Annotated in this window: 11 protein-coding genes, 1 pseudogene and 1 riboswitch; all 12 genes and pseudogenes read left to right on the top strand. The window is 42.9% G+C overall.

All coding sequences use genetic code 11. The annotated features are described in order from the left end of the window. The first annotated feature begins 27 nt into the window (after positions 1-27). Positions 28-1,407 (top strand): H2O-forming NADH oxidase, encoded by a 1,380-nt coding sequence (gene nox / locus STRDD04_RS00105; RefSeq protein ID WP_062198291.1) that lies wholly within the window; start codon positions 28-30, stop codon positions 1,405-1,407. A 394-nt stretch (positions 1,408-1,801) separates the two neighbouring features. Further along, positions 1,802-2,620, top strand: a complete 819-nt coding sequence (locus tag STRDD04_RS00100; protein WP_062198289.1) for a PrsW family intramembrane metalloprotease — start codon at positions 1,802-1,804, stop codon at positions 2,618-2,620. Between the two features lie 144 nt (positions 2,621-2,764). Then, on the top strand, positions 2,765-4,318 hold the full coding sequence (locus STRDD04_RS00095) for a ClC family H(+)/Cl(-) exchange transporter (RefSeq protein ID WP_062198287.1): 1,554 nt from the start codon (positions 2,765-2,767) through the stop codon (positions 4,316-4,318). A gap of 127 nt (positions 4,319-4,445) precedes the next feature. Next, positions 4,446-5,318, top strand: a complete 873-nt coding sequence (gene efeO / locus STRDD04_RS00090; RefSeq protein WP_062198285.1) for an iron uptake system protein EfeO — start codon at positions 4,446-4,448, stop codon at positions 5,316-5,318. A gap of 4 nt (positions 5,319-5,322) precedes the next feature. After that, the gene (gene efeB, locus STRDD04_RS00085; protein WP_062199172.1) at positions 5,323-6,531 is read left to right on the top strand and encodes an iron uptake transporter deferrochelatase/peroxidase subunit; all 1,209 of its coding nucleotides are present in this window, start codon (positions 5,323-5,325) and stop codon (positions 6,529-6,531) included. After that, positions 6,509-8,184: pseudogene (locus tag STRDD04_RS00080) on the top strand (FTR1 family iron permease). The gene efeB and the pseudogene STRDD04_RS00080 overlap by 23 nt, the downstream one beginning before the upstream one ends. A gap of 13 nt (positions 8,185-8,197) precedes the next feature. After that, positions 8,198-8,905: a twin-arginine translocase subunit TatC gene (gene tatC, locus STRDD04_RS00075; protein ID WP_062198283.1), complete on the top strand. Its 708-nt coding sequence runs from the start codon at positions 8,198-8,200 to the stop codon at positions 8,903-8,905. Then, a complete protein-coding gene (locus STRDD04_RS00070; protein WP_062198281.1) occupies positions 8,905-9,090 on the top strand; it encodes a twin-arginine translocase TatA/TatE family subunit in 186 nt (61 codons plus the stop codon). The genes tatC and STRDD04_RS00070 overlap by 1 nt, the downstream gene beginning before the upstream one ends. A gap of 172 nt (positions 9,091-9,262) precedes the next feature. After that, positions 9,263-10,246, top strand: a complete 984-nt coding sequence (gene guaC, locus STRDD04_RS00065; RefSeq protein ID WP_061423003.1) for a GMP reductase — start codon at positions 9,263-9,265, stop codon at positions 10,244-10,246. After that, positions 10,244-10,341, top strand: a riboswitch (purine riboswitch). It overlaps the preceding gene by 3 nt. Positions 10,342-10,442: 101 nt before the next feature. Then, complete coding sequence (locus STRDD04_RS00060; RefSeq protein ID WP_062198279.1) at positions 10,443-11,024, top strand: xanthine phosphoribosyltransferase; 582 nt, start codon at positions 10,443-10,445, stop codon at positions 11,022-11,024. Position 11,025: 1 nt separating this feature from the next. Then, positions 11,026-12,291 carry a nucleobase:cation symporter-2 family protein gene (locus tag STRDD04_RS00055; protein ID WP_062198278.1) on the top strand — a complete coding sequence of 422 codons (1,266 nt, stop codon included), beginning with the start codon at positions 11,026-11,028 and terminating at the stop codon, positions 12,289-12,291. An 84-nt stretch (positions 12,292-12,375) separates the two neighbouring features. Beyond that, positions 12,376-13,708: MATE family efflux transporter (locus STRDD04_RS00050; RefSeq protein ID WP_062198276.1), on the top strand; the 1,333-nt coding region annotated here is incomplete at its 3' end.

Raw genomic sequence — 13,708 nt, 5'->3', positions numbered from 1 at the left:
ATTTAGAAAAAGGTAGGAAATATTTCTATGAGTAAAATCGTTGTAGTGGGTGCTAACCACGCTGGTACTGCGTGTATCAACACTATGTTGGACAACTTTGGTCATGAAAATGAAATCGTTGTATTTGACCAAAACTCAAACATCTCATTCCTAGGATGTGGAATGGCGCTTTGGATCGGTGAACAAATCGACGGACCTGAAGGCTTATTCTACTCGAACAAAGAAAAATTGGAAGAAAAAGGTGCTAGAATTTACATGAATTCACCAGTTCTTTCAATCGACTATGACAACAAGGTTGTTACAGCAGAAGTAGAAGGACAAGAACATAAAGAGTCTTATGACAAATTGATCTTTGCGACTGGATCTACTCCAATCTTGCCACCAATCGAAGGTGTTGAAATTGTCGAAGGCAACCGCGAATTCAAGACAACTCTTGAAAATGTTCAATTTGTTAAGTTGTACCAAAATGCTGAAGAAGTGATCAACAAACTTGCTGACAAGAGCAAACACCTTGAGCGTATCGCTGTTGTTGGTGGTGGTTACATCGGTGTTGAGCTTGCTGAAGCCTTTGAACGTCTTGGAAAAGAAGTTGTACTTGTTGATATCGTAGATACTGTTTTGAATGGCTACTATGACAAGGACTTCACTCAATTGATGGCTAAGAACTTGGAAGACCACAACATCCGCTTGGCTCTTGGCCAAACTGTAAAAGCTATCCAAGGTGACGGCAAAGTTGAACGCTTGGTAACAGACAAAGAAACATTTGATGTGGATATGGTCGTTCTTGCAGTTGGTTTCCGTCCAAACACAGCTCTTGCTGATGGTAAGATTGAACTCTTCCGCAACGGTGCCTTCCTTGTAGATAAGAAACAAGAAACATCTATCCCAGGTGTCTATGCAGTAGGTGACTGTGCGACAGTTTATGATAACGCTCGTAAAGACACAAGCTATATCGCTCTTGCTTCAAACGCTGTTCGTACTGGTATCGTTGGTGCTTACAACGCTTGTGGTCATGAACTTGAAGGAATCGGTGTGCAAGGATCAAACGGTATCTCTATCTACGGCCTTCACATGGTTTCAACTGGTTTGACTCTTGAAAAAGCAAAAGCAGCAGGCTACAACGCAACTGAAACTGGCTTTAACGACCTTCAAAAACCAGAATTTATGAAACATGACAACCACGAAGTAGCAATCAAGATTGTCTTTGATAAAAACAGCCGTGAAATCCTTGGTGCGCAAATGGTATCTCATGATCCTGCAATCGGTATGGGAATCCACATGTTCTCACTGGCGATTCAAGAACATGTAACCATTGATAAGTTGGCTTTGACAGATATCTTCTTCTTGCCACACTTCAACAAACCATACAACTACATCACAATGGCTGCACTGACAGCTGAAAAATAATTCTCGAAAAGTCCCGATGAGGGGGTTCAAAATCGAAGACAAAGTAGCCTTTTCGGTTGCTTTGTCTTTTCTTTTTCCAAAATCTCTGTGCCCCAGATGAAGTAACATGAATTATGCTTTTTGATAGAGAGCAATCAATCCAAATTTTATCATGATACCATGATGCGACGAGAATATAGAATTAGTCCTTCTTTTTCTAGTGTCATCTTGATTTTTTGAGCACCGGAAATTGACTTGCTTCATTTTCTCTTCCACTTCAACATAAGCGATAAACACTTTAAGTCTCCAGAACGAAGATAGATCAGCAGCAGCGTTCTAATTAGTATTTCAATTAGCTATCTTTACGATTTTTCTGTTATACTAAGATGAAAATAAAATTTTAGAAAGTTGTTGTATGAAGAAAAATAGTATTCTTTTCCTTTTTCTCCTTCTGACTGCGGTTGGCTTGGAATATGAGACACAAGCTTATACCACTGGCAGTATGTCGGGTACTGGTTATGGGATTGTTGGACTATCTGCTCTCTTAGCTTTGATCTATATCATCCCTGCCTTGTTCTTGATTCGCAATTTGGGTAAAAAATGGCAGACACCTGCACTTAGCTTAGGAGTTGCTCTGCTAGGTGGCCTCTTTATCTCTGGCTGGACCTCTGGCTTGGCCAACACTTATATCCACGAGTGGATCAGCACGAGCTTCCCAAACACTTTGCTCAGTGACTTAGAAAATGCCATCGCAGCTCCGCTGGTTGAAGAACCGCTTAAGCTTTTGGCAGTTGCTTTCGCTGTCTATCTAGTGCCAGTCAAGAAACTTAAAGCCTTTTTACTGCTAGGAATTACAGCTGGTATAGGCTTCCAAATCAGTGAAGATTTCTCATATATTCTCTCTGATCTGCCTGAAGGATTTTCCTTTACTATTTCTGGTATCTTAGGCCGTATCACTGGTGGGGTAGCTTCTCACTGGCTCTACACTGCTTTGACCACTATCGGATTAGCCCTGATGTTCCGATTTACCAAGACGCAAAAGACCTACTTTAAAGCTGGGCTATTTTACTTTCTATCAGCTTTCGTTCTCCATTTCCTTTGGAATTCACCGCTGACTGCTATCGAAACAGATATTCCGATCATCACGCCAGCCATGACTGCTGTAGCTGTCTTTATCTTTTGCCAAGCCTACCGAACAGCTCAGAAAATCGATCAGGAAGACTTGTCAGTATAAACGCAACACGACCTTCAAGGTCGTGTTTTTGATAGCTGGTCTGTAAAGTTTAAGAGATGAAAGAAAAACTATAATAGATATTACCTTGTTTCTGGGCTATATTTTGTGCTAAAATGTTGCTATAAGGTCTTTGGGAGAGAAATGATGATAAAACAAAAAGAACAAATTTCTGATACGAAAAAAGAATTTAATTTTATGTCCAGCTCCATTATTTTCCAAGTGTCCAGGGGGATTCTGGTGGGCATTTTTGCGGGATTAGTAGTGGGAGCATTTCGTTTTTTGATTGAGAAAAGTTTTCACTTGGTTCAGGCGGCTTATGTAAAGGGCAGGAGCGAGTGGGGTTGGCTGATGGCACTGCTTTTCTTGTATGCTTTTATTGTCTTCATAAATGCTAGATTAGTACGTACGGAAAGGGATATAAAAGGTTCGGGGATTCCGCAGGTTGAGGCTGAGCTAAAAGGCTTGATGTCACTTTCTTGGTGGAGCATTCTCTGGAAAAAATTCTTGGTTGGTACGTTGGCGATTTCCAGTGGTTTGATGCTGGGACGAGAGGGACCAAGTATTCAACTGGGTGCTATGAGCGGAAAAGGTATTTCAAAGTGGCTGAAGTTGAGTCCATTGGAAGAACGTGCCTTGATTGCCAGCGGTGCAGCTGCGGGTCTGGCCGCGGCTTTTAATGCACCGATTGCAGGTTTGCTCTTTGTGGTTGAGGAAGTTTACCATCATTTTTCTCGAGTTTTTTGGGTCTCAACTTTGGCTGCAAGTTTGGTGGCAAATTTCATTTCGCTGTCTATGTTTGGCTTGACTCCTGTTTTGGATATGCCAGATAATATTCCATTCATGGGCTTGGAGCAGTACTGGATTTATATTTTAATGGGCTTATTTCTGGGCTTGGCTGGCTTTCTCTATGAAAAAGCAGTTCTTAATATTCATGTGGTTTATGAAGCTCTGGGAAAATTTTTTAGGTTGCCGAAAAATTATTATTCGATTTTTGCCTTTGTCTTGATCGTTCCGATTGGTTATTTTCTTCCTCATTTGCTGGGGGGTGGCAATCAGCTGATTCTGTCTCTGACGAGTGCTCATTATACAGTCGGAACCCTGCTTATCTTTTTCTTGCTTCGTTTTGTATGGAGTATGATAAGTTATGGTAGTGGTCTACCAGGTGGTATTTTTCTGCCAATTCTAGCCTTGGGATCTCTATTGGGCGCAGCAATCGGCGCGCTTTGTGTGCAGGCTGGCTTTATTTCTCAGGAACAATTTCCAATCTTTATCATCTTGGGAATGAGCGGGTATTTTGGTGCTATTTCTAAGGCTCCACTAACAGCTATGATTCTCGTGACGGAGATGGTTGGAGATATCCGTAACCTTATGCCACTGGGCTTGGTCACTCTGATGGCCTATATTGCCATGGATCTGCTAAAGGGAGCGCCTGTCTATGAAGCCATGCTTGAAAAAATGCTGCCTCATCGAATTGAAGATGACGGTGAGACAACCCTGATTGAAATTCCTGTTTCAGAAAAAATCGCAGGGCGACAAGTGCATGAATTGGAGCTGCCACACGGCGTTTTAATTACCATGAATATCCATAAGGGCAAGACCCAGACGGTCAACGGAGCCACTCGTCTCTACCTAGGAGATACTATTTATCTGGTTGTTAAAAAAACTGAAATTGGCAAAATTAAAGATATCTTGCTTTGAAATACTTGTTTCTTGACTCAGAAAAAAGAGTTTTATTATAATTATCTGACAATTTGTTGAAATATGAGAAAAAAATTGTTATAATTTGTAAGAATTCGCCCCCTTGAGGGAAAATAAAGGAGTCAAGATGAAAAAACTTGGAATTGTCCTATTTTCAACAGCTGTTTTACTGACTGGCTGTGCTGCCAATCAAAACTCAACTACAAGTGCCAGCAGTTCGGAAGCTAAAACGAGCCTTTCGGCTTCTGACCAGAAAGCTTTGGATAAGGCAACAACAGAGTATAAGGCTTTTGTACAGAAAGAAATCGACCAATTACTGACGGATACGGAGAAATTCAGAGATACGCTCAAAGAAGGCAAGCTTGACGAAGCCAAGAAAATGTATCCGCTGATTCGCATGAGCTACGAGCGTTCAGAGCCGATTGCTGAGAGCTTCGGAGAGTCTGATGTGAAAATCGACTTCCGCTTAGCTGACTATCTGGATGAAAACAAGACCGAAGAAGGCTGGTCAGGCTTCCACCGAATTGAAAAAATTCTGTGGGAAACTAACACAACGGCGGGGACAGAGAAATATGCAGACCAGCTGGTCAATGACATTAAAGAATTAAAGGCTAAAATTGCGACTGTTGAGGTTACGCCAGACATCATGCTGACTGGTGCAGTTGACCTGCTCAACGAAGTGGCGACCAGCAAGATTACTGGTGAAGAAGAAATCTTTTCCCATACGGATCTATATGATTTCCGTGCCAATATCCAAGGGGCAGAAAAGATTTTTGAACTCTTTAAACCTTTGATTGCGAAGAAAGATGAAAAACTGGTAAAAAGTATAGAAACTGAGTTTAAGAATGTCAATAGTCTGCTAGACAAGCAGATGACGGACTCTGAGAATTATAAACTTTATACCGAATTGAGTAAGGAAGATACCAAAGAGCTAGGAGAAGCTGTTACAAAATTGGGCGAACCTCTCTCGCAAATGGGAATCATCCTAGATGGGAAGTAAGAAGATGACCAAGGACGAAAAATGGTTTAATAAAAAAATGGATCGTCGGGAATTTCTTAAAAAAGCAGGGATTGGAGGCGCAGGCTTAGCACTTGGTGTCTCCAGTGCATCTGCTTTTTTCGCTAATCAAGCGAAGGAAGACAAGAAATTTGCTGACGGTGAGGAAGAAATCAATTTTTATGGTGAGCATCAAGCTGGTATCACGACGGCTATGCAGAAGAATATTTATTTTGTTATTCTGGATTTGCATACGACGGATAGGGAGTCCATTATCCAGATGTTCAAGGACTGGACTGCTTACAGTGAAAAGTTGGTCAATGGGGATCTAGTCAAGAAAGACGGCGCCAATGCTCTCTTGCCTCCTACGGATACTGGAGAAACGGTCGGCCTCAACCCTTATCGACTGACCTTGACCTTTGGCGTCTCCGCCTCTTTCCTGAAAAAAATGGGCTTGGAGGATAAAAAGCCCAAGGAATTTCGCGATATGCCTCCTTTCCCTAAGGAACAACTAAAAGAGAAATATACTGGCGGTGACATTGTTATTCAAGCTTGCGCGGATGATGAGCAGGTGGCTTTTCATGCCGTTCGCAATTTGGTTCGTAAAGCGCGAAATGCTGTTACCATGAAATGGAGTCAGGCTGGCTTTGCTGCCATTGGCGATCGTTTGTCTACTCCCCGCAATCTATTTGGTTTTAAAGACGGCACGGCCAATGTCACCAAGGAGAAAGATTTTGACAAGGTGGTTTGGTGCGACAGCAAGGACTGGTTGAAGGGGGGCTCTTATATGGCTGTCCGCCGAATCCAGATGTTCCTTGAGACTTGGGATCGGACCAATTTGCAAGAGCAGGAAAATACCTTTGGTCGCTACAAAGAGAGTGGAGCGCCCTTTGGTAAGAAGAATGAATTTGATGAGGTAGACTTGGACTTGCTTCCAGTTGATGCACATGTGCGGCTGGCCAAAGAAGTGGACAAGCCTCTCTATCGCCGTTCCTATTCTTATTCAGATGGTATTGACGAAACAACGGGTCAATTTGATACAGGCCTCCTTTTTATCTCTTTCCAAAAGGATCCCGACAGTTTTATCAAAGTCCAGACCAATCTTGGAGCACAGGATAAGATGAATGAATATGTCACCCATGTGGGCAGTGGCTTGTTTGCTTGCTTCGGCGGTGTCAAAAAAGGAGAATATCTTGGTCAGAAATTATTTGAATAAGATCCTGTTTTTGCTCCTGACTCTCTTGCTCCTAGCTCATCCTGTATCAGCTGAGGATTCTTATAGCAGTCTCTTTATCAAGATTACGGATGCTAGCACCGCTGTTCAAAAGGGTGACCAAGCCAGTGCCAAACAATTGCTAGAGGAAATCCAGACTGAATTTGCAACTTTAAGCAATCATGACTCAGTTGCAGGGAAAGAAGTCAGCAAGGCATTGACTATCTCGGGCGATGTAACAGAGGACAAGCTGACTAAGGTTTCAGCTGCTCTTTTAGCTTTTGAAAAGGAGCAGAATCCCGTTGATCTTGAGGCGGAAAAAACAAGCTGGTCAATAGACTAGAATCAAAGTTTCAAGCTCTTCAGGGAGCGATTGAGGACAAGGATCTTGAAAAGATTCGTGAAGCCTATAAAAAAATGAATTCGACTTGGACCGCCAATGAAGGTGTGGTGCGGGATCATAGCACAGCTCACTATGGCAGGGTGGAGGCGGCCATTTCCTTTTTACGGAGTGCCATTGAGACAGAGCCGACGGATTTTGAAGCCATTCAAACTTCCTATGATGACCTGAGGACGGCGATTGATAGCTTTGTCAAGGGAGAAGAAGCGACAGCTAGCAGTGAAAATCTTACGCTGGCAGATGGTATTGGCCTGCTAAAAAAGGCTCTGCTTGCTTTCCAAAAGGGGGACGAAAAGCAGGGCAAGGCTGCCATGAAGAAATTTATCACGATTTGGCCAAGCGTTGAAGGAGATGTTAGCACTAAGAATCCTTCCCTTTATACCAAAGTAGAAAGTCAGTCGCCAGTCATCATGGTGAAGGGCAAGGATAAGGACTATCAAGACCAGCTAGAATCCTTGATTAGTGAGCTAGAGCAGATTGATACTAGCGGAGCTTATACTTTCTTTGATGCCATGCTGATTTTGTTGCGCGAGGGCGTTGAGGCTCTCTTGATTGTGATGGCACTTGTCACGACGCTTAAGGCCTCCAAGATGAAAAAAGGCCTCAAATGGGTCTATACTGGTGCTGGCTTGGGCGTACTAGCCAGTGCGGTCATTGCTATTTTGCTGCAAACTCTTTTTCCAGCCGTTGCCTCTGGCTCTAATCGTGAAATCATTGAGGGGGCAGTGGGGATTTTTGCGGTTGTTATGATGATTTTGGTCGGCATTTGGCTCCACAGTAAGTCCTCTGTCAAGAAGTGGAATGACTTCATGGAGAGCCAGATGCAGGCAGTGACAGCCAGTGGTAGTTTTATTTCCATGTTTGCCCTGAGCTTCCTCGCTGTTTTCCGTGAGGGGGCGGAGACCATCTTGTTCTATGCAGGCATTTTACCACGAATTACTGCTCTGGACTTCTTTTTAGGACTGGGACTTGCTATTTTGGTTTTAGTCTTGCTCGCAATTCTAATGACCAAGGCCAGCAGTTTCATTCGGCCTCATCGGATTTTCTTTGGTCTGACCTGGTTGATCTATGCCTTGGCCTTTAAGATGTTGGGTGTCAGCATTCATGCCTTGCAATTAACAGCCATTTTTCCTAGTCACTTGCTGTCTCATCTTCCAACCATTGATTGGCTGGGAATTTATCCGAGTCTAGAAGTGCTTCTAAGTCAAGCCATCTTTCTTGTCGTTGTCCTTTATGTGACCTTTAGAAATCGGTAAAAGGAGCGAGCAGATGTCTAATAAGGAACAGACAATTGTTGAGCACTTGACGGAATTTAGATGGCGTTTTATAGCTGTTTTAATCTGGTTCGGTTTGATTTTTCTGGTCAGTCTGCTTTTTGCAGCGGATATTTACAAATGGTTGACCGCTTCTTTTGAGCAGAAGCTGATTGTATTGGGACCGGACGACATTCTTTGGATTTATATTAGCCTGGCTAGTCTTGTGGCTTTCTCACTGACCCTGCCTTTTATGGTCTATCAGATTTGGGAATTTATCCGCCCTGCTCTTAGAAATAGTGAGGCTAAGGCGATTTTTGCTTACATACCAGCCACATTTTTCAGCTTTGTCTTGGGTTTAGCCTTTGGTTTTTACTTTGTCAGCCCAGCTATTTTACAAGTTTTGCTCTCTTTAGGAGATGGTTTATTTGCCGTCCAGATGACAGCGCAGAACTATCTGTCCTTTCTATTTCACACGACCATTCCGATTGCTTGCTTGTTTGAATTGCCTGTCATTGTGGCCTTTCTCACATCAATCGGTTTGCTCAAACCACAATTTTTGATAAAATATAGACGCTATGCTTATTTCGTTTTATTGGTATTAGCAGTAATCTTGACGCCGGCTGATTTTATCAGTGACTTGTCAATGACAGTCCCGCTGATTTTGCTGTATGAAGTCAGTATCCTACTGAGTAAAATGATTGAGAAAAGGAGAACATCGTAATGGGAATTTTAAAAGACATCGGACTACCGGGCCTTATCGTTATTGTTCTAGGAGCCTTGCTTATTTTTGGACCAAAACGTCTGCCAGAGTTGGGGCAGTCGATTGGAAAAATGTTTTCAGAGTTTAAAAAGGCAGTCGATGGAGGAGCAGAAGACTCCAAGTCAGATACAGATAAGAAAAATTAAAACACGGGCACCCGTGTTTTTTCTTAATTTCCGAACATTATTATCTAATCAAGCTAAAATATTTTACAAAACCTGTACCTTGTGATATACTTTTTCTGGAAATGTCTGGATAGATATAGCGATGCTGATTAGCATAGGTAGGTCATTTTTAAGTATTGATAAGGAGTTTTCCATGCTCAATGATTTTCAGGTTTTTGACTATGAAGATATTCAACTAATCCCAGCGAAATGTATTGTGAAAAGCCGTTCGGAAGCTGACACCAGTGTGAAATTCGGTAAACATAGGTTTCGGATGCCGGTCGTACCGTCCAATATGCAGACGATTATTGACGAATCTGTCGCTGAAGAGCTTGCTCGAGGAGGCTATTTCTACATCATGCACCGTTTCGATGAGGAAGGTCGCAAACCATTCGTTAAGCGAATGCATGAGCAAGGCCTGATTGCTTCTATTTCAGTCGGTGTGAAAGACTATGAATATGACTTCGTTAGCAGCCTCAAAGATGACGCGCCAGAATATATTACGATTGATATTGCGCATGGGCACTCAGACAGTGTGATTCAAATGATTCAGCACATCAAAAAAGAATTACCAGAGACCTTTGTCATTGCTGGGAACGTTGGGACTCCAGAAGCTGTGCGGGAGCTGGAAAATGCTGGCGCAGATGCGACTAAAGTCGGCATTGGCCCAGGCAAGGTCTGCATTACCAAAGTCAAGACAGGATTTGGTACAGGCGGCTGGCAGTTGTCTGCGCTTCGTTGGTGTTCAAAGGTTGCCCGCAAGCCTATTATTGCGGACGGAGGAATTCGGACACATGGCGATATTGCCAAATCGATCCGCTTCGGAGCCAGCATGGTCATGATTGGTTCGCTCTTTGCCGGACACATTGAAAGCCCAGGTGAAACCATTGAAGTAGATGGTGATAAGTTTAAAGAATACTATGGTTCTGCATCCGAGTATCAAAAAGGTGCTTATAAAAATGTCGAAGGCAAGAAGATTTTGCTGCCGGCTAAGGGACACTTGCAAGACACATTAACTGAAATGGAGCAGGATTTGCAGAGCTCGATTTCCTATGCGGGTGGTCGCGATTTGCATAGCCTGACTCGCGTGGACTATGTCATCGTCAAAAATTCCATCTGGAATGGCGATGCCCATTAATTGAATATATAAGAAACTTATTTATCTTGCTAATGATTAGGGCAAGGTCTCTACAAGATGCCAAACATCTAACAATAAGTGAGTCTAATGACTTTCTGGTACTTTCAGTGTCAGGCTATTTGTCATTAAAAGAAAGGACTTGCTTATTGTGGCAGGTCCTTTTTCGATTTATTGGGACTATTAAAAAGGAGAAAATATGAAAAAATTAGAAGAGAGAATTCTGCAAGACGGCAACGTTTTGGGAGAAAATATTCTCAAAGTTGATTCTTTCCTGACTCATCAGGTTGATTTTTCGCTTATGAAAGAAATCGGGCAAGTATTTGCTGAGCATTTCAGGAATGCAGGCATTACTAAGGTTGTGACGATTGAGGCTTCGGGGATTGTACCGGCTGTCTACACGGCGGAAGCTTTGGGTGTTCCGATGATTTTTGCTAAAAAATCTAAGAACATCACCATGACTGAAGGGATTTTAACAGCAGAAGTGTATTCTTTTACCAAGCAAGTCACTTCGACTGTCTCCATCGCTGGAAAGTTTTTAGAGCCAACAGACAAGGTTCTGATTATTGATGATTTTTTGGCAAATGGTCAAGCCGCCAAAGGCCTGGTTAAAATCATTGAAGAAGCGGGCGCTGAGGTAGCAGCCATTGGAATCGTAATTGAGAAATCCTTCCAAGATGGTCGAAGCTTGCTAGAAGCGCAAGGACAAACAGTTCTTTCTCTAGCTCGAATTGACCGATTTGAAAATGGGAAAGTTGTATTTAGAGAGGCAGACTTATAAGATGAACTACAACGAAGAAAAACATTCACAGGCAGCCGTTTTAGGTTTGCAGCATTTGTTGGCTATGTATTCGGGCTCCATCCTGGTGCCAATTATGATCGCTGGGGCTTTGGGTTATTCGGCTGAGCAATTGACCTATCTGATTTCGACCGATATTTTCATGTGTGGTATTGCAACCCTTTTGCAGCTCCAGCTAAATAAATATTTTGGTATCGGTTTGCCAGTCGTGCTGGGCGTGGCCTTCCAGTCCGTTGCTCCCTTGATTATCATTGGGCAGAGTCACGGTAGTGGTGCCATGTTTGGTGCCTTGATTGCATCAGGGATTTATGTTGTTGCCATTGCAGGGATTTTCTCAAAAATCGCCAATCTATTTCCTTCGGTTGTGACTGGTTCGGTCATTACGACTATTGGGTTGACCTTGATTCCAGTAGCTATTGGTAATATGGGAAATAACGTAGACAAACCAACCGCCCAAAGTCTGATTCTAGCAGCTGTGACGGTACTGATTATTCTATTGATTAACATTTTCACCAAAGGTTTTATCAAATCCATCTCTATTTTGATTGGTTTGATTGTCGGAACGGGCATTGCCGGGGCCATGGGCTTGGTAGATCTGACGCCAGTCGCACAGGCTCCGCTGATCCATGTGCCAACACCTTTCTATTTCGGAGCGCCGAAGTTTGAATTTTCTTCTATCGTGATGATGTGTATCATCGCAACAGTTTCCTTAGTAGAGTCAACAGGGGTGTACTTGGCACTTTCTGACATTACCAAAGATGAGATTGACAGCACCCGCTTACGAAATGGCTATCGAGCAGAAGGACTTGCGGTCTTGTTGGGTGGTATCTTCAATACTTTCCCTTACACAGGTTTTTCTCAGAATGTTGGCTTGGTTAAATTATCTGGTATCAAGACGCGGTTGCCGATTTATTATGCCGCTGGTTTCCTGATTCTCCTCGGCCTTTTGCCAAAATTTGGAGCCTTGGCGCAGATTATCCCAAGTCCAGTTCTTGGTGGTGCCATGCTGGTCATGTTTGGTTTTGTGTCCGTTCAGGGGATGCAAATCTTAGCGCGTATTGACTTTGAGCACAGTGAGCATAATTTCCTCATTGCAGCGATTTCTATCTCAGCAGGTGTCGGACTCAATGGTAGCAGTCTTTTCAACAGCTTACCGACCAGTCTTCAGATGTTCTTCTCAAATGGAATTGTCATGGCCAGTCTGATTGCCATTGTCCTAAACGCTATCTTAAATCGCAAAAATAAATAAGAAAAGAGCTGGATTTTCCAGCTTTTTTTGACTATTCAGCCAGCTTGTAGTATAGTTAAAGTAGATAATAAAAGGGGAATTATCATGTATCAGACTTATCATTTAAAGCAGCGGCTGCGCTTGTTTGTCTCAATTTTTGTTCCTATCCTGATTTATCAGCTGGCAAATTTTTCAGCATCTTTTGTCGATACCACCATGACTGGGCAGTATAATACGTTGCATTTGGCTGGAGTGTCCATGGCAACCAGTCTTTGGATCCCATTTTTCGACTTGCTGACGGGAATTGTGTCTGCCTTAGTGCCGATAATCGGACATCATTTGGGACAGGGGAAAGCAGGAAAAATTGCCTCAGATTTTTATCAGTTTATCTATCTTTCTTTGGGGCTGTCACTTGTTTTATTTACTTTAGTATTTCTGGGGGCTCCTCTGGTTTTGGCTCGCCTTGGATTAGAGCCTTTGGTAGAAGGAGTAGCCAAGCATTACCTTTGGTATCTGGGGCTAGGTATCATCCCACTTTTGCTCTTTAGCGTTATTCGCTCGCTTTTTGATGCTTTGGGGCTGACAAAGCTTTCTATGTATCTCATGCTCTTACTTTTGCCCTTAAATGGTATCTTTAATTATGTCTTAATTTACGGAGCTTTTGGCTTTCCAGAAATGGGCGGAGCTGGATCAGGACTAGGAACTTCTTTGTCTTATTGGGCTTTACTGTTCATCTCCTTACTTTTAGCAGTCAAACATCCCAAAGTCCGTGCATATGAGCTCTGGAAAACTCGTCCCCTGAACAAAGCAGGATTAGCTGAAGGTTTTCGCTTAGGTCTGCCAATAGGGGGAACAGTCTTTGCAGAAGTTGTGATTTTCTCAGTTGTTGGCTTGGTCATGGCAAAATTCTCCTCTTTAATCATTGCCAGCCATCAGGCGGCCATGAATTTTTCAAACTTAATGTATGCCTTTCCTATGAGTATCTCCACCGCTATGGCGATTATTGTTTCTTATGAGCTGGGCGCTAAGAGGTACGAGGATGTGAAAAAATACTGTAAATTAGGCCGAGTTGCAGCCTTGATTTTTGCTATTTTTACGCTGAGCTTCCTCTATATTTTCCGAGGTAGAGTTGCAGCCTTGTATGGCTCTAATCCAGATTTTATCCGACTGACTTCTATTTTTATGACATACAGCCTCTTTTTCCAACTGGCAGATACTTTTGCGGCTCCTTTGCAGGGAATTTTGCGAGGTTACAAAGACACTCAAGCACCATTTTACCTGGGCTTGTTAGCTTACTGGGGCGTTTCCTTGCCTCTGGGCTTGTTTTTAGATCAGGCTACGGACTTGGGACCTTATGGCTATTGGATTGGGCTGATTGCGAGTTTGGTTACAAGTGGCATTCTCTTTCAGTGGCGACTTCATAAAATCCAAAAGAAAA

Source organism: Streptococcus sp. DD04 (assembly GCF_001578725.1).
Lineage (GTDB): Bacteria > Bacillota > Bacilli > Lactobacillales > Streptococcaceae > Streptococcus > Streptococcus sinensis.
Note: the sequence above shows the minus strand (reverse complement) of the source record. Positions and strands in the feature narration are given on the sequence as shown.